Below are 24,371 nucleotides of genomic sequence, written 5' to 3' on the forward strand. Positions count from 1 at the left end.
GTCCTTCTTCATCCAACCGGCCTCATTCGACCTCGAGATCCTTGATCGTCATTTCGGTGCCGCCGTTGGGGTGCAGCCGGCTGCCGCCACAGTGTGGGCAGGGCGACAGCCGGTCGTCCAGATCCACCGTGTCGCTGCAGTCGAAGCACCAGCCGCGGCCCGGCACATCCAGCACCACCAGTTCCGCCCCATCGGCCAGCGAGCCGCGCGTCACCACGTCGAAGCCGAAGCGCAGCGCCTCCACCTCCACCCCGGCGAAGCGGCCGATCTCCAGCCGGACCCTGGTAACGCGGCTGAAGCCGTTGGCGCGCCCGGCCTCCTCCATCGCCTGGAGCAGGCTTTCGCAGAGCGCCATCTCATGCATCGGCAGGCTCTCCGGACCCCATCCCCAGCAGCGACCGGCGCGACGGGCGCACCGGTTCGGCCGCGCTCGATACCACCTCCGCCGTCACCTCCGGCGGCGGAGCGAGTTCGGCCTCGCGCCGGCGGCGGATCTCGGCGGTCTGGGCGCCGTCCTCGCGGATGGAGGGGTCGAACAGGGCGACCAAAGCGGCCGAGGCCGTCTCCGTAGCCTGCAGCATGGAGGCGAACTCGAACATCGGCGAGAAGAGCGAGCAGGCCTTGTAGGCACCGACGCCCTTGCGGTTGGCATGGACGAACTCGTAGCGGCCGGAAGGAAACTCGACCAACTCCTTCGCCCCCGGGACCAGGTCCGACCAGTCGTCGCCCTCGCCCGGCAGCAGGACCAGATTCAGGAACCAGGGCGTGACCAGCGCGCCCAGCCAGCGCTCGTCGTGCCGGCGGAAGCCGACCGCCTTCACCGCCAGCGCATCGTTGACGATGGGCATGCCGCGCATCTGCGCGGTGTGGATCTCGCGGAAGGCCGCCTCCAGCCGGGCGATGGTCTCCGCCGGCTGGGTGGGCCGGGCAGGGACGGCGGGCAGCGGGGCGGCGGGCGTCTCCGTCACGGCGGCTTCGCCGTCCAGCGCCATGAACTGGTCGCGGGCGCCGTCGCATACCGGGCAGCGCCAATGGTCGGGCAGGGCGGCGAAGGGGGTGCCGGGCGGAACCTGCCACTGCTCGCACCCCTCGGCCGGGTCGTAGACATGCCAGCAGATCTTGCATTCCATCCGCGTCGCCGCGCCGATGCGCGATGCATCACCCAGATAGGAGCCTTCGAAGCGCGAGGCGGCGGCGCTCATCGCACCCGCTCCAGGTCGGTCGTCAGCGCGTCGAGGATCTCGGCCAGCCGTTCGGCGCTGTCGGCGATGTCCTCCGCCGCGGCGCAGACCACCGCCGGCACGTCGACGATCTCTACCGTGTCGAGGATCAGCGTGTCGACGGAGTTGTAATAGCGCACCCACCAGAGGTTCGGCGTCGCGGTGGCGGTGACGCGGCAATTGCCGTAGCCGCGCGACAGGATGGTGGTGGCCCCCACGCCCAGCCGCTGTTCGATGAAGTCCAGATCCTCGGGCGTGTGGGGCAGCAGGCTGAAGTTGACCGCATGGGGCGCGTCGCCGCGGCGCCAGGCGGCGCTGCGGTCCAGCAGTTCGGTCAGGATCGGCAAGCCGTTCATCAGCCCGCCCGGCACCGGACCGGCGGCGGCCGGCGACACCGCCGTGAAGGCACGGTTCACCGCCACCCGCGGGAAGGCGCCGACCAGCAGGCTTTCGCGCGCGGCCCCGTCGGCGAGCGCACGGACGCGCCAGACGCCGGCCAGCGACGCTTCCTGAATCTCCAGCCGGTCGCCGGCGCGGTCCACCTTCACCGCCACCTCGCCTTCGCCCAGCGCCTCGTCCACCAGGGCCAGCACCGGGGCTTCGAGATCGTCGAGCGGGATGCGGATTTCCTCCCCCGCCGACCAGCCGGCCAGCGCCTGATGAACGCGGGACAGCACCGCACGAGCCGCCGCGGCGCGGACGGGATCGGCGACCTCCGGCAGGTGCGGTTCATAGACGCGCATGCCCGACGGCATCGGCAGATATTCCAGCCCTTCCTCGGTCGCGTCGGGCTGACTGCCGGGACCGAAGCCGACCGGCGGGTGGGTCATGCCGAACAGGGAACTCATGCCGCCCCTCCTTCCAGAATCTCGCCGATCCGCTGCAGGTAATCGTCCCAGTCGCGCACGCGCGGAATGCTGCCCAGCAGCCGGTCGCCGCGCAGGAAGACCAGGGCGGGCAGGCTCATCATGCCGGTCAGCGCCAGGATCGCGCGCTCCGCCGCCTCGCCCGCCACCGCCGGGGTCAGGCGCGGGTGCAGCGCGCGGACCAGTTCCGGCAGGATGACGGCCACGTCGGCGGTCTCCGCATTGCCCTTGCCGTGGCCGGGCAGGAAGACCACCCAGCATTTCGCCGGCAAGCTTTTCTCCGGCTCTTCCAGCCATGGACGGTCGTCGGCATGGTCGAGCCGGGGATAGCCATGGACATCGGTCAGCAGATCGACCAGCGGCGGCAAGGGCAGGCGCGGCTTGGTGGCGAGCGGGGGTGCAAGGTCGGACACGGCGTCAGGCCTCCGTCAGGCCGGCCGCGCGGGCCGCCTCCAGGTGGGGGGAAGGGTGGGCTCGCGCCCGGTCAGGTCGGCGAAGGCGCTGTCCAGCCGCTCCCCGTCTAGCGCCGCGGCCATCGCCGCCAGCGCGTCGAGGATCTGCGCCGCCTCCTCCGGTTCAAGCAGACGGCGGGCGGCGCCCAGGAAACCGAGCACCCAGTCGCCGGGACCGGCCTCCGGGACCAGCGACAGGTCGATGGCCGACCCGTCCTCCGCCCGGCCGACCACGCCGTCGGCCGATATGAGGCGCAGTGGAATGCCGATGCACATGCGGTTGCCGCCCCTCAGGATGCCGTGGCGGACAGAGCCGCCAGGATGCGGGGATCGCCGATGCGGCAGGCATCCTCGGCGCTGGGACGGCCGCCCTCATAGGCGTCGCGGGCGATCGCCGGAGCGGCGGTGTCGGCAGCGGTGTCGGCGGCACCGTCGCGCCGCGTCCCTTCGACGCCGAACTGGCCGCTCAGCAATTCCAGGATGATGTCGATGGTGGGGGCGACCTGGGCGGCGACCGTGTCGGTCAGGCCGCCGCCGTAATCCTCCAGGCATTCCGGCTGCACGCCGACCAGGATCAGCGTCTCCGGGCAGCGGCCGAGGAACTTGGCGCTGGCCAGCACCTCCTGAAAGCCGGTCTGGTGCAGGCTCATCTTCTTGGCGCCGAGGAAGGCCGGCACGTCGTCGCCGTGGAAGACCCGGCGGGTGCCCGGCGGCAGGCCGTAGTCGATGGCGTCGACCACGATCAGCACGTCGGCGGTCTCCAGATGCGGCAGCAGATACAGCCCCTGGGTTCCGCCGTCCATCAGCGTTACGCTGTCGGGAAAGCGCCATTCGGCGGCCAGACGCTCCACGGTGCGAACGCCAAATCCCTCGTCGGCCCACAGGATGTTGCCGATGCCCAACACCAGGATCGCGCCTCTTCGCGCCCGCCGCCGCACCCCGTTCCGTCCATTCCCTTGCCCCGGCATAGCCACATGCAGCGGCACCCCTGCCGCCGAGGCTTGTTATTACAAGTTTCATGCCAGGATCGACTACAAAGCCAGCCCGTTGATCAGCCTACATATTTCCCCACGCATCGCTCGGCAGGTCAGCGATTGTGGACATCAACATTACAGCACATCTAGAAAGTGGCAACTAACTTGCCAGTCTGGCTGGATGCTTGCCGATCAATGCCTGCGCGTCGGTTTTGCCGATCGCTGTATCAACTCGCGCTCGGTCACATGCTTCATATGCTCAGGCACGTCGATTTCCCCACCAATCAACGGACCGGCGACATAGGAAGCGCCTGCATCCTCGGCCACCCGCAGCATTGCCGCCGTTCGGATGCCGTCGACGAAGAACAGCATCCCGTGTCGGCGCACATGGGTCCCGAGACTGTTGATGCGGTTGGCCGCCCGCGTCTCCGGTTCACCGGGCTGGATGGTCACCCCCAGCCCCCGGACGCCCGCCTGCGCGAAGGCCGAGAGGTTCGGTGCGCCATCGTCGATCAGCACGAGGATCGCGCGGCAATAAGACTTCAGGATGGTCGTGATCTCGGCCACGCGACCGTATGGAACCCCAGGCGGAACCCCGCGCAAGACAAAAACCATGAAAGGACGGAGGTGAACAGGAATTTCATGACAGACCGAAAGATATTCCCGCCGGTAGCGACCGACGGAAAGCGTTGAGAATCCAACGGTCACATTCTGCATATAGCGGAAGCTATTCTGGTACAGCTCTCCGTATATCTCGACAGACCGGCGCAGAACCTCGACATCCGCTTCGAACATGCGTTCTTCATAACGCAACTCGTCGTTGGCCACTGCGCCGAGGAGTCTCTTCGTGGCGCCATCGGGGTGGCAGACATAGGTGGACAGAACCTTGTGCGATACGTCGAAGACCGCGCGGAAACAGATGTCGGGCCGAAAAGCCTCCAACTCGGAAGGCGCCGTTGCGCCAACCGGACGACCCTCGCCCGCCTCCGTGACGGATGGTGGCGAGGCGGCGCTCTGCTGCAGCAGGCTCGCCATCAGCTGATCGAGCGACTTCTCTTCGACGACCAGATGTCCATCGATCTCGGTCACGATGCTGCGCACGGCAATCCGGCTGGTATCCGCGCTTCCCAACATGAGCCGATGGAGTTCGGCAACGATCCGGCCGGAGACGAGTTCACCGGCCTGCCGGTCCAATGTGGCGAAAACAACCAGATAGTTCGCTTCATCGGCGCGCAGCCAGACATCGGACGGCGCCAAATGTCGGTCGAGCAACCGTTCGGTCTGGTCATGAACGCGCGCCTTCACGCTGTTCCAACGGTCGCCAAGCTCTGTCCGCAGCACACTCAGGCCGATCAGTTGGATGGAGCCGGCGGCATGACGACTCCCGCCGGCCAGCAGTTGCCGCAGCCGCACTATCGTCTGCGAAGGAATCGCAACGGAGACTTCAGCGTTGTTTTCCGGTCTGACGAGTGTCTGATCTGTCATGGCAGCAACCTCCTCTTCCGGAGCCGAAGACTTCGGTCATCGGCTTGGCCTTCTGAAGAAATCCGGATGCGTGTTATCTTAGATGATATGCTTCGCGATCGAAAATTCCACGGATCTGGAAGGCATTTTTCAAGACATACCGAAGACCAGCCGATTGCGAATAGGTTCGGCGATACAGGATCATTCCTAGGTTTCAGCGTTCATGGACATTCTCGCGGAAACCCCCTAAAGAATCCCACTGGGATGACATAAGTGAAAACCTGTATCGCGGCGCATCGATCATTGGTCCAATTTGCTTTTGCATAGGGCCACGAGCAGGCGCGGACACTGCTCGGACTCCGGCGCGTTCCGTCGCTGTGCCCCGTTGGCGGGCGGCGGCCATTGTTCGCAGGATCGGAACGGTGAAACCGGAAACCCGGCATTTTTCCAGGACCGGCAATGGCTTAAATCCTCTCCCATCAGAACGCATCTTCCAATCCGATGGAGGTCGGCATGGCCCGGCTGGTTTCACTCCTGATGTTTGTCGGCATCATGTCCTATGCGACATTCATCATCTCCTGACGCAATCTCCCAGGGCAGAGTCCAGCCCCCAACAAAGCGAAGGCCGCTCCACCGAGCAGCCTTCGCCTTTCATTCTTATGCCTCGTCGTATCCGGCTTCCCGAGTTTGCCCCTCGCGGTCGCTCGCCTTTTCTGAGCCGGTCCGCTTTCCATCGTTCGCAGTCGATGGCGTCTCCGCCACCTGCTTGTTGGCCTCACCCTGGACGGGCTGGTCTTCGGTTGGCTTGTCGCTCATGACGCTCTCCAAGATCGTTTGTCCGACTCCAACAGACCCTACCCAAGTTCATCCCCAACCTGTGCGTATCCGGCTGGCGGCACGCGATTGGCCATGGTCCGCAGAGCGCTGTTGCATGAACTTTGACAAATTCTGAGAGTCGCGCAGTATGTATTTGATTTTGCTTCTAAATTTCTAATGCACCGTGCAGACCATGCATGGATCGAAGGATCGGACGATGTGCTGCACCGACAGCGGCGTGCGCTCTCCCTCCTGCACCGGCGCGCCGACCAGAGCCTGCTCCAGAGGACCCGGAACGCCGTCGAGGTCGCGGGGAGAGAAGTTCCAGGTCGTGGGCGCGATGATCTGATAGCCGGCAATGCGCCCGCGTTCCACCCGCAGCCAGTGGCCGAGCGCGCCACGGGCGGCCTCTGTCAGGCCAACCGCCTGGGCGCTGTCCGGCATCTCCGCCGTCGCACACCAGGGGTCGTTGGGCTCGATGGAGCGCAGCCAGCCTTCCATGGCGCGGGTGGTGCGGGCCAGTTCCAGCAGGCGGGCGACCACCCGGCTGCGCACCGATCCGCCATCCTGCGCCACCAGCGCCCGGACCAGCGGATGGCCGTCCACCAGCTGCCGCGCAATCGCCCCGGTCTCATAGGGCAGGCCGTCCAGCCGCGGCGCCTTGCACCAGCTGTATCCCTCCTCGTCCGCGCCGTCCGGAACGGTCGAGCCGGCGAAGGGCGGGTGGGGGCGGTCCTGCCCGGCCATGCGGCTGAAACGGTGATGCTCTGCCACCAGCGCCGGGTCGAAGGCGGCGTCCCGGCCGTCGGCGAAGGTGCCGCGGCGGTAGAGATGCCCGCCGTCGGCCTCCGGATAGGCGCCATGGCTGAGAAACCGGCCATAGGCACGGCCAAGATGGGCCAGATCCAGATCCTCGGCGATCTCCAGGAACAGGCGGAAATCGCCGGCCGGACCGGACAGGCGCCAGCGTTCCAGATCCTCCGGCGCCGCAAGCTCCAGAACGCGGTCCAGCGGGGCGCCGAACAGGCTGTCCTCCAGGAAGCGGCGGAAGGCGCCGACGGTGGCGAGCAGCCGCACCCGGTCACGGGCATCCGCCGCGCGAGTGACCCCGCCGGGCTGGAGCGTCAGCGTGTGCGGCCACTTGCCACCCAGGATGCCCAGCACATGGAACAGCTCCGCCCGCGCCGCGGTGGCGCCACGCACGGCACTGCCCTGCGCCGCCTTGAAGCGCGCCTCCGCCCGTTCGAACCAGGGGCGGCCTTCATAGGCGGGCCGGGCGAAGTCGGGCATGAAGAACAGGTGGAAATGGGTCAGGTGATCGGCGGCATTCTCCGTCGCCGTCATCAGGTTGGTCGCCAGCACGCCGTTGCGCGGCACCTCCACCCCCATAACGCCTGCAAGCGCCAGCGCCGCGGCATGGCTCTGCGAGACGGAGCAGATGCCGCAGATGCGCGGCGCCACCACCAGCGCGTCCATCGGGTCGCGCCCCTCCAGGATGCGTTCGAACCCGCGGAACAGGGGGAGTTCACGTAGGCGGCGGAAACACGCCCGCCGTCGATCTCAAGTTTTACCTCAAGATCGCCCTCTACACGATTGAAAGGACCCACGATCAGGCGGCGCTTCGGCTCTTCGCTCACCGTTTCAGCCTTTCCGGGTGGGGCGGACGGTGGGCGGCACGACGATGCGGTCGGCGGCGGCGTTGCGGCGCACCCGTTCCGGCGTCGCCGCCTTGGCGAGGGAGGCGAGCGCCACGAACCACGCCTTCGGCATGTCGGTCGGCAGGCCGATGGGAATGCCGGCGAATTTCGGTGTCTGCTGGAACGGATGGCCCGGCTCCTCGAAGCCCGGTGCCGTGCAGTTGATGCAGGCGGAGCCGCCGCGGGTACAGGACCCCTCGCCGTTCCACAGGCGGGTGTTGCAGTCGGCATGCGCCTGGGTGCCCAGGCAGCCGAGATGCTCCATCAGGCAGCCGAGGTCCGACGGCTTTTCCGCGCTGGCCTTGTACTCGTAATACTCGTTGCGCGGGCAGCCATGGTGGACCAGATGGTCGGCGTAGAAGCGCGGGCGCTGGTAGACGTCCAGATCCCCGGCCGCCAGGGCATCCTCGGCCAGCAGCATCAGCGTCTCGGTCACCCAGTTGGGATGGGTCGGGCAGCCGGCGACATTCACCACCGGCAGTCCGCCGCGCGCGCGGAACTCCCCGGCCAACGCCCCGCCGCGCTGCGTGCCCTCATATTGCAGACCGCAGGCGTCGGCGATGTTCTCGCCGCCGGCGGTGATGCCACCATAGGCGGCACAGGTGCCGACGGCCAGCACGGTGCCGGCGACGGCGGCCAGATCGCGCGCCCAGTCGATGGTCGGCCGGCCGGTTCCCGCCAGCACATGGAAGCGCCCGGTGCCGTTGGGTCCGCGCAGCAGCGATCCCTCCACACACAGCACGTCCAACGGCTCCGCCCCCGACAGGATGCGTTCGAATAGGTCCACCGCCTCCGCCCCGGTTTCCTCCGACAGGCTGGGATGCCAGAGCAGGCGGATGCCGGCCGTCTCGAACAGCGTCATCAGATCCGGGGATTCGGCGCAGAGCAGCGACATGGTGCAGCCGCCGCAGCCGCCCGATTGCAGCCACAGAACCGACAGCGGACGCCCTCTTCCCACCCCACTGGTCATCGCGTGCCCCCTTCCTTCCGCCCGGCCGCCGGCAGGGTCAGGGTGAACAGCGCCCCACCGTCGGGATGGTTGGCCGCGGCCAGCGCGCCGCCATGGTCGCGCACCAGCTGGTAGCTGATCGACAGGCCGAGCCCGGTGCCCTTGCCGACCGGCTTGGTGGTGAAGAAGGGATCGAAGACCCGGCCCAGGATGGCGTCGGGGATGCCGTGGCCGGTGTCGCGGATGGTGACGACGACCTCCCCGGCCTCCTCCCGGCCATGCAGTTCCAGCCGCTTCACCTTGGTGCCGGCCATGGCGTCGATGGCGTTCTGGACGAGGTTCATGGCGACCTGATGCAGGTGGCCGGGGTGGCCGGCGATGTCCAGCGTCTCCGGCAGGTCGAAGACGACGGTCAGGTCCGGCATCTGCGCCTTCGCCACCCAGGTCACGGCGGACCTAAGAAGTGCCGTCAGATCAAAGCGTTCCGAGGCGTGCTTCTGTTCCGAGGAGAAGCGGCGCAGCTCCGCCACGATGTCGCGCACCCGCTCCGTCCCCTCCAGCATGCCGTCCAGCGTCGCCGCCGCGTCGGCGCGGGCGCGGTCGATGCGCAGTTCCTTGCGCAGGGCCGCCAGTTCGGCATCGCCGGCGCCGTCATGGACGCGGTCGAGATAGGCGGTCAGCCGGTCGACATAGCGGCGCATGGCATGGGCGTTGCCGTAGACGAACGAGATCGGGTTGTTCAGCTCATGCGCCACCCCGGCGACCAGCCGGCCGAGCGAGGCCATCTTTTCCGAATGGACCAGCTGCTGCTGGGTCTGCTTCAGCCCCTCATGGGCGGCGGCAAGGTCGCGGTAGGCACGGCGCAATTCTCCGACCGGCCGGCCGACCAGCACCAGCCCGATGGCATGGCCGCGCTGGTCGTAGCGCACCGTGCTGTTGACCGCGACGGGGAAGGGGCCGGCGGGGCCGAGCAGGGAAAGCTCCACATCGCTGCCGCCTTCGCGCTGAAGGGCGGCGCTGCACAGCCGGGCGAAGGCGGGGTGGGAGGCGGGGTCGAGGAAATCGCGCAGCAGCCGGCCGGTCAGCTCCCGCCCGGTGCAGCCGAGCGCCCGCTCGGCGGCCGGGTTGGTCTGCTCGATCCGGCCGTCACGGTCGCAGGCGATCAGCACGTCGGTCATGGAGCCGAGGACGCTGGCGATGAAGGCCTGCGCCTCCTCCAGCTCGGCATTCTTACGCTCAAGCTCCACCTGCTGCGCCACCAGATTGGCGTAAGTCTCGTCCATCTTCCGGATCACCTCGATCCAGGCGCTCTCGGCGTCGGCATCGGGCAGCATGCCGGGGATGGAAAAGGGCTGCGACAGGGGGGCGGTCATGGGGCGCAGCCTAGCATGCTCCGCCCGCTTCGGGTGTGGAGGATTTTCCCGGTCTCACACCGTCCAGACCGACCACAGCCAGGCGAGGCCGCTCAGCACCAGAACATAAAGCGCGAAGTCGAACAGCGGCGGATGCCAGACCCAGCCATAGGCACCGACCGCGCGCAGCCCCCGGCGCAGCAGCGCCGACGCCGCCCAGGCGACGACGGCCAGCAGCAGCAGCGGGGGAAGGAACAGGCCATAGACGTCGATCTCGCCGATCATGCGCGTGCCCTTTCAGAAAACTGCATCTCGTCCGCCGGTGGCGGGGCTCGGAAGGCGGCGTCGGGGAACAGGCTGCGCCGCAGGGACGCCAGCGCCGTGACCGCGCGGTCGCGCTCGGGGCCGGACGGTGCGGCGGCGATTGCCGACAGCAGATCGTCCATGCTGCCCAGCAGCGCCGCCGGGGCCGGGTCGGGACGCTTGGCCGACAGGGCGCGAAAATGGGCGGCGACGCCGCGCAGAAGCCGCTCCAGCACCGGCCCGGCCGCGACCCCCAGCACCGGCCTGACCCGCTGAAGCTCCACCACGTTCAGCCCGACCCGCAGGTCGCGCACCGCGTCGATGGCGTCCACGTCCACCGATCCGCCGGCCTGCGCCAGCCGGGCCGACAGCAGCCCGACGCGGTCCAGCATGCGGCTTTCGAAGCCGTCCGCCGACGGCGCGGTCCGCCGCCCGGCCAGATCGGCGATCTCGCGCCAGCCGACATGCAGCAGGCGCCGGGCGCTCCAGGCCGCCCCAACCGACCGGCACAGGCGGGTGACCAGCATGGCGGTGACGATCCCGACGATCTGCCCGGCGCTGCTGTTCAGGAAGGAGGCGAAGTCGCCGGTCCCGGTGTCGAGCAGGCTGAGCGAGCCGCCGACGCCGAAGATCAGCGCCATCGCCTTGCCCATCGTCGCCGGCCGGGCGACGAACACGCCCAGGCCCACCAGCGTCGGCGCCAGACAGAGCGCCAGGATGGGGAAGCTGTCGAAGGACGGCAGCACCACCAGCAGATAGAAGGCCGACAGCGGCATGGAGGCCAGCGTATAGACCAGGAACAGGCGGATGCCCGGCACCGGATCGTCGAAGGACGCGAAGAAGCAGGTAAAGACCGCCACCATCATCGCCGCCGCCGAACCCGTCGACCAGCCCGTCAGGATCCAGAAGGCGCAGATGACGGTGATCCCCAGGAATGCCGCCGCCGCCGACCACAGCGCCATGCCGTGGTCGAGGTGGAAGACGCCGCGCGACCGCTTGCGCGCCAGCGGATCCAGATGGTCGGGCAGAGCATGGTCGCCGGAGGCGATGTGTGCCCGCAGGTCCCGGCAGTCGCGGTGGATTTCCACCAGCGACCGCAGGCGCCGGATGAAGCTGAAGCGGGTCGCCGCTTCCCAATCGCCGGCAGAACCGGCGGATTCCTCCGCCTCCAGCCGGTCGAGCCAGCCGGTCAGCCGGCCGGCCTCCGCCGGATCGGCGGCGGCCCCGGCGGCGATCCAGTCGCGCACCGCGATCAGCACAGGGGCCACGTCCGGCGGCAGCGTTCCATCCGGCCGGCGCAGCGCGATCAGGCGGTCCTGCACCGCGGTCAGCACCGGCAGCAGATACACCATCCGGTCCTGCAGGGCCCGCATCGGCCGGGTCATCCAACGCAGATCGGAGGTGTCGTAGGGCAGGTGGGTGGTCATCACCCGCAATTCGGTCAGGTCGCTCGCCATCTTGTGGCGGTCGCGCAGGCGGGCGTCCATTTCCGCCCCGTCCAGCGCGTCGAGCGTCCAGCGTTCCGCATCGCGCAGCGCCGCGTCGAGCTTGCCGAGCAGAACCGGCCCCATGCCGCGCGGCAGCACCACGCTGTGGATGACGGTGGCGCAGACGATGCCCAGGATGATCTCCTCCACCCGGGCGATGCCGGTGTCGAAGATCGCTTCGGGATTGGCGACGCCGGGGAAGACGATCAGGCCGGCGGTGTAGCCGGCCAGCATGAAGACGTAGCTGCGCGGTGTGCGGTCCAGCAGCGAGACGAACAGGCAGCCGCCGACCCACAGTCCGACCGCCAGCGACAGCAGTTCCGGCGCATTGATCAGCTCCACCGTCAGGATGATGGACGCGATGCTGCCGATCACCGTGCCGGCGACGCGGTACACCGCCTTGGACCGAACGGTTCCCGACAGCGGGCTCGACACCACATAGGCGGTCAGCATCGCCCAGAAGGGACGCGGCAGCCCCATGCCGAAGGCGATGTAGAGCGCCAGCATGGAGGCCGCGAAGGACTTCAGCGAGAAGACCGGCTCGTTGAAGGTCGGTGCGGCCGGCAGGGAGAGGGCAGGGGCGGAGTTGGGGGATTTCGGCATCGCGATGCGCTCACCGCCCCGCCGGCAGCACGGCGACCTTCGGAGCGCCGCCGGGAGTAGCGTCAGGAGCGCCGATGACCGACACCGTCGCGGTGCGTCCGGCCACCAGTTGCAGCGACTCCGGCACCTCGTCCAGCGCGATGCGGACGGGGATGCGCTGGGCCAGCCGCACCCAGTTGAAGGTCGGGTTGACGTTGGCCACCAGCCCGGTGCCCTCCGCCCGGTCGCGGTCGACGATGGCGCGGGTGATGCTGTCGACCCGGCCGCGCAGATCGGCGTCCGTCCCCATGATGCGCACGGACACAGGCGCGCCGGCATGGATGCGCGGCAGCTTCGTCTCTTCGAAATAGCCCATGACGTAGAAGGAATGCCGGTCGATCAGCGCGACCACCGCCTGTCCGGCGGCGACATAGTTGCCGGTCTTCAGCTGCAGGTTGGTGACGTAGCCGTCGACCGTCGCCTTCACCTCCGTCCGTTCCAGGTTGAAGCGGGCGAGGTCGAGCGCCGCTTCGGCCTGCTTGGTGGCGGCGGCGGCCTTGGCCATCGCCGACATCACCTCCTGCCGCTGGGCGGTGGAGACGACGTTGTTGCCCAGCTGCTCGTAACGGTGCGCCTCGGCGCTGCGGTAGGACTGCTCCGCCCTGGCGCTGTCCAGGTTCGCCCGGGCCTGCTCCACCGCCAGCCGGTATCGGCCGGGATCGACGACGAACAGCACGTCGCCCTTATGGACCGGCTGGTTGTCGGTCACCCGGACATCGGTGACCAGCCCGGCGACGTCGGGCGACACCTGCACGATGTCGGCGCGGACACGGCCGTCGCGGGTCCAGGGTTCGTTCATGTAATAGTCCCACAGCCACAGGCCGCCGCCGACCGCCGCCAGGGTCACCAGCAGGGTCACGGCAATCCGGGCCACGGTCCGGAAGGAAGGCAGGAAAGTCACGGTCTTGGTTCCTCGATCACCGCACCGATCGGACCGGCGGCAGGGCACGGGGCAAGGGCTCCGCAACACCGCCGGGATCGCGCCGCGGTCAGGTGTTTTCGCGCTTGGCGTTGGCTTCGATGGTGGCGAGCACGCGGTAGCAGGCCTCCACGTCGGCCTCCGTCGCGCCCGCCATCAGGCGCTGGCGGACGTCGTTCAACGCCTCGTTCACCTGCGCCAACAGCTGACGGCCGGCGTCGGTCATGTGCAGGGTTTTCGCGCGCCGGTCGCCGGCATCCTCGCGCCGCTCCACCAGCCCCGCGGCCTCCAGCCCGTCGAGCAGCCGGACGAGCGACGGACCTTCGACCGCCATTTCCTCCGCCAGTTCGCGCTGACGCAGCCCGTCGCCGAGTTCGGCCAGCAGCATCAGCGGCGTGATGGCCGAACTGGAGAATCCGCTGTCCGCCAGCACCCTGTTCGCCGCCCGCCGCCACAGATGGGAGGCGCGGAACAGATGCAGGCCGAAATTGGGGGGAAGGCGCAGAGGCTTATCTTGTAGCATGGCTATTTAATAGGTTTGCTACCTAAATTCGGCAAGTGGCTCCGGCACTGCGAAAGCCGCGGCTGCCGCATGGCTGGTTTGAGGAGCCATGTGAGGACCAAATTTCCATAACCGCGCTTATGTGTTTTTAGTCCGACCGCAAAGCAGGAATGTCAGCGTCCGGTCCGCGCAACTTCCCCCGGCTGCTCCGGTCGGTTATCGTCGCGGACTTTCCTCCCCGTATCCCGGAGACCGTAGGACATGACCCGCAACATCGACCGGCTGCTCGACGTGATGGCGCGGCTGCGGAATCCCGACGGCGGTTGCCCCTGGGATCTGGAGCAGACCTACCGCAGCATCGCGCCGCACACCATCGAAGAAGCCTATGAGGTCGCCGACGCTATCGAGAAGGACGACAAGGTCGCCCTGCGCGAGGAATTGGGCGATCTGCTGTTCCAGGTCGTCTATTACAGCCAGATGGCGCGCGAGGAAGGGCTGTTCGACTTCGACGAGGTGGCCGGCGTCATCACCGACAAGATGATCCGCCGCCACCCCCATGTCTTCGGACCGGAAGAGGTGAAGTCCTCCGACCAGCAGACCTCGCGCTGGGAAGATCACAAGGCGGCCGAGCGCGCGGCCAAGGCGGCGGAGGAAGGCCGGGCGCCGTCGGCGCTGGAGGGCGTGATCGCCGGCCTGCCCGCCCTGACCCGCGCGCTGAAGCTGCAGAATCGCGCGGCCCGCGTCGGCTTCGACTGGACCGACGCCCGCGACATCCTCGACAAGATCGAGGAGGAGGTGCGCGAGCTGCGGGCGGAGATGGACGCCGGGTCGGCGCAGGAGCGTGTGGCGGACGAGTTGGGCGACCTGCTGTTCGCGCTGGTCAACCTCGCCCGCCGGCTGAAGGTGGAGCCGGAAACGGCGCTGCGCGGCACCAACGCCAAGTTCGAACGCCGCTTCCACCGGATCGAGGCGCTGCTGTCCGCCGAGGGCCGCAAGCCGCAGGACGCCACGCTGGACGAGATGGAAGCGCTATGGCAGCAGGCCAAACGCGAGGAACGCGGCGAGTCCTGAGCCCTCAATAGTCCCAGCGGTCGAAGGCGAAGGCCCATTGCCGGCGCACGGCGCGGCGGGCCTGGTCCTCCAACTCGTGGCGGGCCCGCCGGTAATCGCGCACGCCGGCCAGATAGCGGTCCATCCGCGGCCGCACCGGCTCGAAGGACCCGAGGCCGAGGCCGTCATAGACCGCGTGCAGCGTCTCCAGCGGATCGGCGATGAAGCGGTCGTAACGGATTTCCACCAGCCGGCCGGGCGGCAGCAGCGCCCGGTCGCGGTCGAACCGCGCCATCATCGCCGGATAGAGGTCCAGCACCAGCCCATCCACCGCCCGCGGGTCGTAGGATTGCAGAGAGAACTCCCGCAGCAGCGTCAGCAGCATGCGGCGGGTGGAACTGAAGACCTCATAAGGGTCGCGGTGGATGTGGAGGAAGACCGCATCGGGGCGCAGGGCCAGCAACTCCCCCACCCTGGCGGTGTGGGCCGGATTCTTGATGAGCAGGCGCCGGCTGCCGGAATAGAGCTGCAGCTTGGTCAGGTAAAGGTCCATCCGGCGGCGCCACAGAGCGACCGCCTCCGGACGGCAGCCCTCGAACAGCACGCCCTGGCGGAAGGCGCGGTAGAGGTGCTTGGGGAAGAAGATGCCGTGGTAGTAGGACAGCGGCTGCATCAGCGCCAATGCCAGCTCGTCCTCCTGCGGGGCGGTCGGGTCGATCGGCATCGGGTCGATGATCCGATCAGGCGGCAGCCACGCCTCCAGCCGCGAGCGCCAGAAGGAGGTCAGACCGAGAAAGCCCCAGGGCAGGCCGACCGCCAGCGGGTCGGGCGCGGCGAAGCGTTCGTCCTGCGCCAGCAGGTTCAGCAGATGGGTGGTGCCGCTGCGCCAATGGCCGAGGATGAACAGCGGCGGCGGTGCCGCCCTGCCCTGTTCCCTGCCCTGCCCCCTGTTCTGGCCAACCAGCCGCTCCACCCGCCGACGCTCCAGCAGGTCCAGCGGCGCGCGGATGGCGGCGGCGCCGGCCGCGGTCACCACCCGGTGCAGGTGCAGCGGCCCAACCCCGCCGCCCTTGGCCAGCACCGTCGCCAGCGTCGCGGCGTCGGCACCGGCCAGCGGGTGGAAGATGCGGTGGGCGCGCCGGCGCAGCCAGGGGGTCATGACGCCGGCCCGGTCGGATAGGCCCGCCCCCGCCATTCCGACGGCCGGCCATGGCGGGCGCGCAGCAGCGCCGCCCACTGGATCGCCAGCATGATGAGGATGCCGATGGGATGCAGAAGCGCACCGACGACGCTCTGGCGAAAGCGGACCATCAGCAGCAGCCGGAACAGCAGTCCCGCCGCCGCCGCCATTCCGGCCATGACGACCGCTTCGTCCGGCAGCGGATCCAGCGCCGCCCAGCCCAGCAGAATCCAGGGCAGGACATGGCCGCCGAACAGCAGAACCGTCCAGACCGGCAGGGCGGCCGGGGTCGCCATCCCCTCGGTCGCGTTCTTGGTGAAGCCGGACCACACCTCCCGCCAGCCGCGATACATCCGGCAGCTGGCAAGGCCGGTGGCGTCGAACAGGTCGGTCCCCTGCCCGGCCCGGCGGAAGGCGCGCGGCAGCGTCACCCCGTCATGCAGCGACGCCGATATCGCCGCATGGCCACCGGCCTTCTGGTACGCCTCCCGCCGCACCGCGATCAGCTGGCCGCAGGCGGCGCCGAACCGCGGATCGCCCGACCGCCGCATCCCGAGCATCGGCAGATAGCCCAGCAGCAGCACATGGATCAGCGGGATCACCAGCGCTTCCGCCAGCGTCCCGGTCTCCTGCCGCGGGAATCCGCTGACCAGACCATGGCGGCCGGAGAGCAGGGCGCCGCAGGTCAGGCGGGCGGCGTCCGGAGCAAGCCGCACGTCGGCATCCTGGAACAGCAGCACCGGATGCCGCGCCAGCTTGGCGAGCGCCTGACAGGCATGCTGCTTGCCCGACCAGCCCGGCGGCAGCGGCGGCGCGGACTCCAGCCGCACCCGCGGATCGCGCGCGGCGATGGCACGGACGATCTCCGCCGTGCGGTCGGTGGAATGGTCGTCCAGCACCACCACCTCCACCTCGACGCCGCGGCTGGCAAGTGCGGCCTCGACCGAAGCGGCGATGGTCGCCTCCTCGTTGCGGGCGGGGATCAGGATGCTGACGGCGCTGCCGGGTGGCGGAACGGCCTTGGGGCGGTGGTAGAGCAGCAGGTTGAGGGTCCCCAGCCCCAGCGGCAGCAGGGCCAGGAACAGGCTGGCGACGGCGATCCACTCGACGATGCTCATGGCCGGCGCGCCTCCCCTTCCCCATGCCGTTTCCCGTGCGATCCGGCGCCATGGGCCGGGGAGAAGGCCCGCCCGCCGGCCCAGGCCCGCGCCCTTCGCCACAGGTCATAGACGCCGCCGATCCCGGCGGTGCCGTCGAGCAGCGTCAGGAAGCGGGCCGGGTCGCGGCTCTGGGCGTCGAGCGCCAGCGCGTCCATCACATCCTCCAGCCGCCGTTCCAGCACATGGGCGATGTCCGCCACCGGCCGGTCGCCGAAGGCCGCCGCCTCCATCGGCTCGCCGAAGCGGGCGAGCGCCTCCGGCGTGCTTTCGTCCCAGAACGGGTATTCCACCGCCAGCGGCACCAGCAGGGCGGACGGCACGCGGCGGACCAGATGGGCGATGCCGGGCCGCAGGCTGACTGGGCGGCGGCGCGGGTCGGTGAAGGCGCCCTCCGCCGTGATCCACAGCATGGAGCGCGGATCGGCCAGGATGCGCTCGCCGCTGCGCAGGAAGGCGACGGCGCCGACCCGGCCGGGCTCGATCCCGAACAGGCCGATGCGGGCCATGAAGCGGTAGCGGCGCAGCATGGCCGCGTCGATGGGGCCATAGCCCGGCCGATCGCGGAAACGGCTGGTCCCCATCACGATCAGCAGGGCGGGATCCCACCAGGACGGATGGTTCAGATAGACGATGACCGGCCGGCCGGGCGGCAGCGCGGGCCAGCCCGGCCGGGCCAGCCGCACCGCATGGAAGTCGCGCCGCATCCGCCGCGCCATGATGCCGCCGAAGAAGCGGCAGAGCGCCGGCGACCGTAACGCGACCGGATCGTCCGTCATCACCCGCCCGCCCTTCTCAGGCGACGGCGCGGGCGGGGCCGGCCTGGGCGCCGTCCTGCACGCCGCCGCGCAGGTCACGGTCCAGACTGTCGGCGGCGATCCAGCCGGACATCAGCACCATCGGCATGCCCGGCCCCGGATGGGCGGCGCCGCCGGCCAGATACAGCCCCTCCACGTCGCGGGACCGGTTGCCCGGCTTGAAGGCGCCCATGAAGCGGCCATGGCTCGCCAGGCCATAGATGGCGCCGTTCAGCACATTGTAGCGGTCGTGGATGTCCTGCGGGGTCAGCACATGCTCCACCCGGATGCGGTCCTCCAGGTCGGCCATGCCGGCGGTGCGCTTCAGCTTGTCGAACACCACGCGCCGGTACTCCGGCAGCATGCGCGTCCAGTCGTGATGCGGGCGCAGGTAGGGGGTGTGGACCAGCACATACAGCGCCTCGCCCCCGGAGGGGCGACGCCCGGCTCGGTGCGGGCCGGGGCGGCGATGTAGCAGGTCGGGTCGGGCGCCGGCTCGCCGCGGCGGTAGATCCAGTCGAACTCCTCCGCCGGGTCGCGGGAGAAGACGAAGTCATGGTGCAGCAGATGGTCGTATCCACGGTCGAGCCCCAGGTAGAACACCACGCCCGAACAGGCCGGCTCGTAGCTGCGGCGCTTGGCGAAGCGCTTGGCCGGCGCGCCCCCCACCAGCTCCTGGTAGGTGCGGACGGAGTCCATGTTGGACACCACGGCCGACACCGGAATGCGCTCGCCCGTGTCGGTCTCCACCGCCACGGCGCGGCCGCCCTCCACCTGCAGGCGGCGGACGCCGGTGCCGGTGCGGATCTCCACCCCCAACCGCCGCGCCACCCGCTCCAGCGCCACCGGCACGGCGCGGGTGCCGCCCATCGGATACCAGACGCCGTCGTTGGTCTGCATATGGGCGATGGCGCACAGCACCGCCGGGGAACCGTAGGGCGAGGAGCCGACATATTGGGTGAAATGGTCCAGCATCTGCGCCGCCCGCGCGTCCGGCACATGGCCGCGGATGGTGCCGGCCACCGTACTGCCCATGCGCAGGGCCAGCACGTCCGACAGGGTGCTGGCGTTCAGGCTGTTGCGGAAGTTCAGCGTGTCGCCGAGATCCTCCACCGACTTCCAGAAGAAGAAGCGTTCGGAGATGCCGTGCAGCCGTTCAGACAGCGCCTGGAAGCGGCGATAACCCTCCCCGCCCCACGGCCGGGCGCCAGCCGGTCGAGTTCGGCCGCCATCTTGCCGATTTCCTCCGACAGGTCCAGCACGGTGCCGTCGTCGAAGAAGCAGCGCCATTGCGGCTCCAGCCGGACCATCTCCAGCTCGCGGTCCAGGTCGCAGCCGGCCTCCTCCAGGATGCGGCGCAGGACGCGCGGCACCGTCAGGATGGTCGGCCCCATGTCGAAGCGGAAACCGCCCTCCTCCAGCACGGCGGCCTTGCCGCCGACCCAATCGTTCTTCTCCAGCAGGGTCACCTTGTGCCCGCGCGCCGCCAGCACCACCGCCGACGCCAGCCCGCCGAGCCCGCCGCCGATCACCGCGATCCGATCCGTCATGCCATCCCCCTGCAACGGCCTGCCGCAGCATGCCGGACAAACCCATGGTCTTTGTGCGCCAAGGCGTCGGCAGGCCCAATTCCTGGGCCAGCAGCCTCGACGTGATGCGTGCGCCCTCGAAGATGACCGGCAGGCCGCTGCCGGGATGGGTGCCGCCGCCCACCAGATAGACGCCGTCCAGATCCTCGAACCGGTTGCGCGGCCGGCGGTGAAGCATCTGGTCCAGGCTGTGCGCCAGATTGAAGGTGGCGCCGCGATGCACCGCGAACTGGCTTTCCCAGTCGGCCGGGGTCACCACCCGCTCCACCCGGATGCGGCGCTCGATGTCGGTCAGCCCGAAGCCGGCCAGCCGGTCGAGCACGACCCGGCGGTAGCGCGGCGCCTCCGCCTGCCAGTCGATGTGGCCGCGCTGGTGGCCGACAGGCACCAGGATGTAGAGCGTGCTGCCGCCGGGCGGCGCCAGGGCCGGGTCGGTCACGCAGGCGTTCTGCATATAGATCGACGGCTCGCGCGGCAGTTCCCGGCACTCCTCGATCTCCGCGAGGTTGCGGGCGTAGTCCTTCGCCAGATAGACGGTGTGGTGGTCCAGCCCGTCCACCATCCCCTCGATGCCGAGATAGAGCATGAAGGTGGAGCAGGAGAATTTCTTGGTGGCGAGCCGCGCGTCGCTCCAGCGCCGGCGCAGATCGTCGGGCACCAGCGTCGTCATCGCCCGCGCGAAATCGGCGTTGATGACCAGCGCGTCGGCCGGATAGTCGCCGGCCTCGGTCCGCACGCCGACCGCACGGCGGCCCTGGAACTTGATGTGGCGCACCGTCTCGTTCAGCCGCACGGTGACGCCCAGGCTTTCGGCGACGCGGCGCATCGCCGCCATCACCGCATCCGTCCCGCCGCGCGGATGGAAGATGCCGTGCTCGTGCTCCAGGAAGGACAGGATCGTGAACAGGCTGGGGCAGCGGAAGGGCGACATGCCCAGATACTTGCTCTGAAACGAGAAGGCGAGGCGGATGCGCGGGTCCTGGAAATAGCGGGACAGGTCGCTGTCGACAGACCGGTGCGGCGACAGCTTGCCAAGCGCCTTCAGCATCGGCAGCGACGCGAGCGCCCAGGGGCTGGAGAAGTCGGATTCCAGCACCGGGCGGAAGCGTTCCATCTTCGCGCGGTTGTCGGCCAGGAAGCGCGGCAGCCCTTCGGCATCGCGCGGGCTGAGCTTGGCGATCTCCGCCATCAGCGCCTTCATCTGGGCGTGGACCCGCAGTTCCCCGCCGCCCTCGAACACCAGCCGGTAGAGCGGATCGAGACGCATCAGGTCGACCTCGTCCGACAGCCGGCTGCCGCAGGCCTCGAAGATCTCCTCCAGGATGCGGGGGTAGAGGAAGAAGGTCGGGCCGCTGTCGAACCGGTATCCGTCCATCGAGAAGCCGGCCGAGCGGCCGCCGATGCGGTCCTGCCGTTCCAGCACCGTCACTTTGGCACCGGTGAGCGCCAGGAGCATCGCGGATGCCAATCCGCCCGGTCCTGCACCGATGATCACGACTTGTCGTTCCATCCGCTTGCCAAACGCTCCTGCGCTGCCGACTTCTATCGTGACGGTTACGAAGCTAAGTCGGAAATGGATCACAACAATATCCCCACCCCACCAGTCGTAACCCCTTGGTCCTATGAGGTGTTTACGCCATCGCCGGCAGTCCGCGCGGCATGGTCGGCCGTCGATATTTCATCGCGACTTGCGGTCATATGCGGACTTCGCCGCCGGATCGCGGCGAATGCCGAAGACCTCGTGCAGGCATTGGCGACGCGCCCCGGCCGGAAGCCGGCGGAAAGCGTGAGCGCCGAACTGTTGCCGCTGGCCGAATCCTGCCGCTTCCTTGAACGCGAGGCCGCCCGGCTGCTGGCGCCGCGCCGCCTGGGACGGCGCGGCCGGCCGGTCTGGCTGTTCGGGGTGGAGGCGGAGGTGCGGCGGGAGCCCTTCGGCACCGTCCTGATCGTCGGGCCGTCCAACTACCCGCTGCTGCTTCCGGGGGTGCAGGCGGTGCAGGCGCTGGCCGCCGGCAATGCCGTGCTGGTCAAGCCGGCGCCGGGATGCCGCGCGCCGATGGACCTGCTGGCGCGCTGGCTGGCGGAGTGCGGCCTGCCCGACGGCCTGTTCCGGGTACTGGACGACTCCGCCGAGGCGGTGGGCGGCGCCATCGCGGCCGGAATCGACAAGCTGGTCCTGACCGGATCGGCCGGCACCGGCCGGGCGGTGGCGGAGCGGCTCTCCCGCCATCTGGTGCCCTCGACCATGGAGCTGTCGGGCAACGACGCCGTCTTCGTGCTGCCGGGGGCGGATGAGGAGGAGGTCGCGCGCGCCCTGGCCTTCGGCCTGCGGCTCAACGGCTCCGCCACCTGCATCGCGCCGCGGCGGGTCTTCGTGCCGCACGGCATGGCGGCGGGGCTGGAAGCGGCGCTCGGCCGCCATGCCGCGTCCATCCCGCCGGCTCCGGTTCCGGCACCGACCATGCGCCGGCTCGCCGCCCTGGCGCGGGATGCGGTGGCGAACGGCGCCCGCGCGCTTTCCGGCCTGCCGGACGAGCATGTGCCGGAGATGGCGCCGCTGGTCCTGGCCGATGCGCGGCCCGGCATGTCGCTGCTGCGCGAGGAGCTGTTCGCCCCCGTCCTGTCGCTGGTCCCCGTGCGCGACATGGAGGAGGCGCTGGCCGGCGCGGCGCTCAGCCCCTATGCGCTGGGTGCGTCGGTCTTCGGGCCGGTGGCGGAGGCGCGGGCGCTGGCCCTGCGGCTGGATGCCGGGACGGTGACGGTCAACGACCTGATCGTGCCCACCGCCGACCCGCGCCTGCCCTTCGGCGGACGCCATGCCAGCGGCTGGGGCGTCACCCGCGGGGCGGAAGGGCTGCTGGAGATGACGCAGGTGAAGGCCGTCTGCGTCCGCACCGGACGGCAGCGCCCGCATTTCGACCCGCCGCGCGAGGATGACGACGCGCTGATGCTGGCAGCACTTCGCCTGCTCCATGGCGGCCCCGGCACCCGCGCCGATGCCGTGCGGCGGCTGGTCCGGGCCGTGCGCCGCCGCCTTCAATCATAACGATAACGTGATGGACCGCCCTGCCGATGCTTGCCCTGATCCTCGCCTTTCTGATCGGCGCCGTCGCCGGTTCGCGCACCCTGATCGCCCCGGCTGCGGTCAGCTGGGCCGCCTATGCCGGCTGGCTTGACGTTTCCGGCAGCTGGCTGTTCTTCCTGGGGCATCCGGTGTCGCCCTGGGTCTTCACCGCGATGGCGGTTGTCGAACTGATCGTCGACAAGCTGCCGACCACCCCCAGCCGCAAGCTGCCCTTCCCCTTCGCCAGCCGCATCGCCGGCGGGGCCATAGCGGGTGCCGCCATCGGGGCGAATGCCGGCTTCTGGATCGGCGGGCTGGTTGCCGGCGGCATCGGTGCGGTAGCGGGGACGCTGCTCGGCTACGCGGCCCGGATGCGCATGGCCGCCGCCTTCGGCCGCGACCGCCCGGCAGCCCTGCTGGAGGATGCCGCAGCCCTGGCCGCCGCCGTCCTGATCGTGGCGGCGGCCTGAGCTGCGGTAGGTCGTCTTGGAGCGGAAGGCGACGACGCAACCGCTTCAGAAGCCCTTCTCCCCTTGCGGGAGAAGGGTTGGGATGAGGGTGCGGCGGCCACAGGCCGTTGGAAGTATTTAGGTTTGCGCCCCTCACCCCAACCCCTCTCCCACAAGGGGAGAGGGGCTACTTCAGCGAGCCGCGTCCATATGCAATTGCCCGAACCAGACGCATAGGCGACCCCTTACACCCGCTCGAACACCGCGGCGATGCCCTGGCCGCCGCCGATGCACATGGTGACCAGCGCATAGCGGCCGCCGATGCGGTGCAGTTCGTGGATGGCCTTGACCGTGATGATGGCGCCGGTCGCGCCGACCGGGTGGCCGAGCGAGATGCCGGAGCCGTTCGGGTTGACCTTGGCCGGGTCGAAATCCAGCTCGCGGATCACGGCGCAGGCCTGGGCGGCGAAGGCTTCGTTGGATTCGATCACGTCCATGTCGGCGACCGACAGGCCGGTGCGCTCAAGCACCTTGCGGGTCGCCGGGACCGGGCCGATGCCCATGTAGGCCGGCTCGACGCCGGCATGGGCGTAGCCGACCAGACGGGCCAGCGGCTTCAGACCCAGCGCCTGGGCGCGGCGGGCGTCGGCAAGCACCACCGCGGCGGCACCGTCATTGAGGCCAGAAGCATTGCCGGCGGTGACCGACCCGTCCTTCTTGAAGACCGGCTTCATCTTCGCCAAGCCCTCGGCGGTCACGTCGCCGCGGACATGCTCGTCGGTGTCGAAGACGACGGTGCCCTTGCGCGACGGGATCTCGATGGGGACGATCTGCTCCTTGAAGCGGCCCTCGGCGATGGCGCGGGCGGCGCGGCGCTGGCTTTCCGCCGCCAGGGCGTCCTGCGCCTCGCGGTCGATGCCGTAGCGGGCGGCAACATTCTCCGCAGTGACGCCCATGTGAATCTTCTGCCACGGGTCGTGCAGGATGCCGTTCATGTAGTCCACCAGCGCCCCGTCGCCGAGACGGGTGCCCCAGCGGGCGCTGGGAACGAGATACGGACCGCGGCTCATCGATTCCGCACCGCCGCCGACGGCGATCTCGCAGTCGCCGAGCGCGATGGCCTGCGCGGCCGAGACGATGGCCTGCAGACCCGAGCCGCAGAGGCGGTTGACGTTGAAGGCCGGCACCTCGATCGGAATGCCGGCGTCGATGGCGGCGACGCGGCTGAGATAGGCGTCGTTGGTGTCGGTCGGGATGACGTTGCCCATCACCACATGGCCGATGGCGTCCGCCTCGGCGCCGGAGCGCTCCAGTGCCGCCTTGACGGCCACGGTGGCGAGCTGGGTCAGCGGCACATCCTTCAGCGTGCCGCCGAAGCCGCCGATGGCGGTGCGGGCGGCGCCGACGATGACGATGTCGTTCTGCATGGTTGGGTCCACTTC

At 69.3% G+C, this 24,371-nt stretch carries 21 protein-coding genes and 3 pseudogenes; 3 read left to right on the forward strand and 21 right to left on the reverse strand.

What is annotated here, in order from left to right; all coding sequences use genetic code 11:
* Positions 1–22: 22 nt before the first annotated feature.
* The 15 genes and pseudogenes from hypA to AB8P05_RS24880 all read right to left on the reverse strand — a co-directional run bounded on the left by hypA (position 23) and on the right by AB8P05_RS24880 (position 13,664).
* Positions 23–364, reverse strand: coding sequence for a hydrogenase maturation nickel metallochaperone HypA (gene hypA, locus AB8P05_RS24810; protein WP_014249361.1), 342 nt, complete (start codon positions 362–364; stop codon positions 23–25).
* Positions 357–1,202 carry a [NiFe]-hydrogenase assembly chaperone HybE gene (locus AB8P05_RS24815; protein WP_472760827.1) on the reverse strand — a complete coding sequence of 282 codons (846 nt, stop codon included), beginning with the start codon at positions 1,200–1,202 and terminating at the stop codon, positions 357–359. The genes hypA and AB8P05_RS24815 overlap by 8 nt, the downstream gene beginning before the upstream one ends.
* Entirely contained in the window at positions 1,199–2,068 is an 870-nt protein-coding gene (locus AB8P05_RS24820; protein WP_472760828.1) for a hydrogenase expression/formation protein, read from the reverse strand. The genes AB8P05_RS24815 and AB8P05_RS24820 overlap by 4 nt, the downstream gene beginning before the upstream one ends.
* Positions 2,065–2,499 carry a thioredoxin domain-containing protein gene (locus tag AB8P05_RS24825; protein ID WP_472760829.1) on the reverse strand — a complete coding sequence of 145 codons (435 nt, stop codon included), beginning with the start codon at positions 2,497–2,499 and terminating at the stop codon, positions 2,065–2,067. Before AB8P05_RS24825 ends, AB8P05_RS24820 begins: the two co-directional genes overlap by 4 nt.
* 15 nt (positions 2,500–2,514) lie before the next feature.
* Positions 2,515–2,814 carry a HypC/HybG/HupF family hydrogenase formation chaperone gene (locus tag AB8P05_RS24830; RefSeq protein WP_472760830.1) on the reverse strand — a complete coding sequence of 100 codons (300 nt, stop codon included), beginning with the start codon at positions 2,812–2,814 and terminating at the stop codon, positions 2,515–2,517.
* A 14-nt stretch (positions 2,815–2,828) separates the two neighbouring features.
* Positions 2,829–3,443 carry a HyaD/HybD family hydrogenase maturation endopeptidase gene (locus AB8P05_RS24835; RefSeq protein WP_472760831.1) on the reverse strand — a complete coding sequence of 205 codons (615 nt, stop codon included), beginning with the start codon at positions 3,441–3,443 and terminating at the stop codon, positions 2,829–2,831.
* Positions 3,444–3,704: 261 nt separating this feature from the next.
* The gene (locus AB8P05_RS24840; protein WP_472760832.1) at positions 3,705–4,997 is read right to left on the reverse strand and encodes a hypothetical protein; all 1,293 of its coding nucleotides are present in this window, start codon (positions 4,995–4,997) and stop codon (positions 3,705–3,707) included.
* A 636-nt stretch (positions 4,998–5,633) separates the two neighbouring features.
* Complete coding sequence (locus AB8P05_RS24845; protein ID WP_472760833.1) at positions 5,634–5,792, reverse strand: hypothetical protein; 159 nt, start codon at positions 5,790–5,792, stop codon at positions 5,634–5,636.
* 174 nt (positions 5,793–5,966) lie between these two features.
* Positions 5,967–7,429, reverse strand: a pseudogene (locus AB8P05_RS24850) (nickel-dependent hydrogenase large subunit).
* Between the two features lie 4 nt (positions 7,430–7,433).
* Positions 7,434–8,459 (reverse strand): NADH-quinone oxidoreductase subunit B family protein, encoded by a 1,026-nt coding sequence (locus AB8P05_RS24855; protein ID WP_472760834.1) that lies wholly within the window; start codon positions 8,457–8,459, stop codon positions 7,434–7,436.
* A complete protein-coding gene (locus AB8P05_RS24860) occupies positions 8,456–9,811 on the reverse strand; it encodes a sensor histidine kinase (RefSeq protein ID WP_472760835.1) in 1,356 nt (451 codons plus the stop codon). Before AB8P05_RS24860 ends, AB8P05_RS24855 begins: the two co-directional genes overlap by 4 nt.
* A gap of 54 nt (positions 9,812–9,865) precedes the next feature.
* The gene (locus tag AB8P05_RS24865) at positions 9,866–10,075 is read right to left on the reverse strand and encodes a DUF1656 domain-containing protein (protein ID WP_455174991.1); all 210 of its coding nucleotides are present in this window, start codon (positions 10,073–10,075) and stop codon (positions 9,866–9,868) included.
* Positions 10,072–12,183 (reverse strand): FUSC family protein, encoded by a 2,112-nt coding sequence (locus tag AB8P05_RS24870; protein WP_472760836.1) that lies wholly within the window; start codon positions 12,181–12,183, stop codon positions 10,072–10,074. Before AB8P05_RS24870 ends, AB8P05_RS24865 begins: the two co-directional genes overlap by 4 nt.
* A 10-nt stretch (positions 12,184–12,193) precedes the next feature.
* Positions 12,194–13,123 carry an efflux RND transporter periplasmic adaptor subunit gene (locus tag AB8P05_RS24875; RefSeq protein WP_472760837.1) on the reverse strand — a complete coding sequence of 310 codons (930 nt, stop codon included), beginning with the start codon at positions 13,121–13,123 and terminating at the stop codon, positions 12,194–12,196.
* Between the two features lie 88 nt (positions 13,124–13,211).
* A complete protein-coding gene (locus tag AB8P05_RS24880; RefSeq protein WP_455174994.1) occupies positions 13,212–13,664 on the reverse strand; it encodes a MarR family winged helix-turn-helix transcriptional regulator in 453 nt (150 codons plus the stop codon).
* A gap of 240 nt (positions 13,665–13,904) precedes the next feature.
* On the opposite strand from AB8P05_RS24880, the gene mazG reads away from it, so the two are divergent.
* Positions 13,905–14,714 carry a nucleoside triphosphate pyrophosphohydrolase gene (mazG, locus tag AB8P05_RS24885; protein WP_452005815.1) on the forward strand — a complete coding sequence of 270 codons (810 nt, stop codon included), beginning with the start codon at positions 13,905–13,907 and terminating at the stop codon, positions 14,712–14,714.
* A gap of 4 nt (positions 14,715–14,718) precedes the next feature.
* Here mazG and AB8P05_RS24890 read toward each other — a convergent pair whose 3' ends face one another.
* The 5 genes and pseudogenes from AB8P05_RS24890 to crtI all read right to left on the reverse strand — a co-directional run.
* The gene (locus AB8P05_RS24890; protein ID WP_472760838.1) at positions 14,719–15,852 is read right to left on the reverse strand and encodes a sulfotransferase family protein; all 1,134 of its coding nucleotides are present in this window, start codon (positions 15,850–15,852) and stop codon (positions 14,719–14,721) included.
* On the reverse strand, positions 15,849–16,991 hold the full coding sequence (locus AB8P05_RS24895) for a glycosyltransferase family 2 protein (RefSeq protein ID WP_472760839.1): 1,143 nt from the start codon (positions 16,989–16,991) through the stop codon (positions 15,849–15,851). The genes AB8P05_RS24890 and AB8P05_RS24895 overlap by 4 nt, the downstream gene beginning before the upstream one ends.
* Positions 16,988–17,809: a lysophospholipid acyltransferase family protein gene (locus AB8P05_RS24900; protein WP_472760840.1), complete on the reverse strand. Its 822-nt coding sequence runs from the start codon at positions 17,807–17,809 to the stop codon at positions 16,988–16,990. Before AB8P05_RS24900 ends, AB8P05_RS24895 begins: the two co-directional genes overlap by 4 nt.
* A gap of 16 nt (positions 17,810–17,825) precedes the next feature.
* Positions 17,826–19,377 (reverse strand): annotated as a pseudogene (locus AB8P05_RS24905) (phytoene desaturase family protein).
* 133 nt (positions 19,378–19,510) lie between these two features.
* Positions 19,511–20,926: pseudogene (gene crtI, locus AB8P05_RS24910) on the reverse strand (phytoene desaturase family protein); the annotation flags it as partial.
* 63 nt (positions 20,927–20,989) lie between these two features.
* On the opposite strand from crtI, the gene AB8P05_RS24915 reads away from it, so the two are divergent.
* Together AB8P05_RS24915 and AB8P05_RS24920 are read left to right on the forward strand one after the other, a co-directional pair.
* Positions 20,990–22,462, forward strand: coding sequence for an aldehyde dehydrogenase family protein (locus AB8P05_RS24915; protein ID WP_472760841.1), 1,473 nt, complete (start codon positions 20,990–20,992; stop codon positions 22,460–22,462).
* 26 nt (positions 22,463–22,488) lie between these two features.
* Positions 22,489–22,950: a DUF4126 domain-containing protein gene (locus AB8P05_RS24920; protein ID WP_472760842.1), complete on the forward strand. Its 462-nt coding sequence runs from the start codon at positions 22,489–22,491 to the stop codon at positions 22,948–22,950.
* A 224-nt stretch (positions 22,951–23,174) separates the two neighbouring features.
* Here the strand turns inward: AB8P05_RS24920 and AB8P05_RS24925 are convergent, their stop codons facing one another.
* Positions 23,175–24,356 carry an acetyl-CoA C-acyltransferase family protein gene (locus tag AB8P05_RS24925; RefSeq protein ID WP_472760843.1) on the reverse strand — a complete coding sequence of 394 codons (1,182 nt, stop codon included), beginning with the start codon at positions 24,354–24,356 and terminating at the stop codon, positions 23,175–23,177.
* Positions 24,357–24,371 lie beyond the last annotated feature (15 nt).

The sequence above is a fragment of the Azospirillum sp. VT-I1 genome, from assembly GCF_055698305.1.

Coding starts and splice junctions, on each gene's coding strand:
- AB8P05_RS24920 (WP_472760842.1), top strand. CDS start 22,489: ATGCTTGCCCTGATCCTCGCCTTTCTGATCGGCGCCGTCGCCGGTTCG.
- AB8P05_RS24925 (WP_472760843.1), bottom strand. CDS start 24,356: ATGCAGAACGACATCGTCATCGTCGGCGCCGCCCGCACCGCCATCGGC.
- AB8P05_RS24865 (WP_455174991.1), bottom strand. CDS start 10,075: ATGATCGGCGAGATCGACGTCTATGGCCTGTTCCTTCCCCCGCTGCTG.
- AB8P05_RS24895 (WP_472760839.1), bottom strand. CDS start 16,991: ATGAGCATCGTCGAGTGGATCGCCGTCGCCAGCCTGTTCCTGGCCCTG.
- AB8P05_RS24820 (WP_472760828.1), bottom strand. CDS start 2,068: ATGAGTTCCCTGTTCGGCATGACCCACCCGCCGGTCGGCTTCGGTCCC.
- AB8P05_RS24890 (WP_472760838.1), bottom strand. CDS start 15,852: ATGACCCCCTGGCTGCGCCGGCGCGCCCACCGCATCTTCCACCCGCTG.
- AB8P05_RS24855 (WP_472760834.1), bottom strand. CDS start 8,459: ATGACCAGTGGGGTGGGAAGAGGGCGTCCGCTGTCGGTTCTGTGGCTG.
- AB8P05_RS24900 (WP_472760840.1), bottom strand. CDS start 17,809: ATGACGGACGATCCGGTCGCGTTACGGTCGCCGGCGCTCTGCCGCTTC.
- AB8P05_RS24915 (WP_472760841.1), top strand. CDS start 20,990: ATGGATCACAACAATATCCCCACCCCACCAGTCGTAACCCCTTGGTCC.
- mazG (WP_452005815.1), top strand. CDS start 13,905: ATGACCCGCAACATCGACCGGCTGCTCGACGTGATGGCGCGGCTGCGG.
- AB8P05_RS24815 (WP_472760827.1), bottom strand. CDS start 1,202: ATGAGCGCCGCCGCCTCGCGCTTCGAAGGCTCCTATCTGGGTGATGCA.
- AB8P05_RS24830 (WP_472760830.1), bottom strand. CDS start 2,814: ATGTGCATCGGCATTCCACTGCGCCTCATATCGGCCGACGGCGTGGTC.
- AB8P05_RS24870 (WP_472760836.1), bottom strand. CDS start 12,183: ATGCCGAAATCCCCCAACTCCGCCCCTGCCCTCTCCCTGCCGGCCGCA.
- AB8P05_RS24880 (WP_455174994.1), bottom strand. CDS start 13,664: ATGCTACAAGATAAGCCTCTGCGCCTTCCCCCCAATTTCGGCCTGCAT.
- AB8P05_RS24845 (WP_472760833.1), bottom strand. CDS start 5,792: ATGAGCGACAAGCCAACCGAAGACCAGCCCGTCCAGGGTGAGGCCAAC.
- hypA (WP_014249361.1), bottom strand. CDS start 364: ATGCATGAGATGGCGCTCTGCGAAAGCCTGCTCCAGGCGATGGAGGAG.
- AB8P05_RS24840 (WP_472760832.1), bottom strand. CDS start 4,997: ATGACAGATCAGACACTCGTCAGACCGGAAAACAACGCTGAAGTCTCC.
- AB8P05_RS24860 (WP_472760835.1), bottom strand. CDS start 9,811: ATGACCGCCCCCCTGTCGCAGCCCTTTTCCATCCCCGGCATGCTGCCC.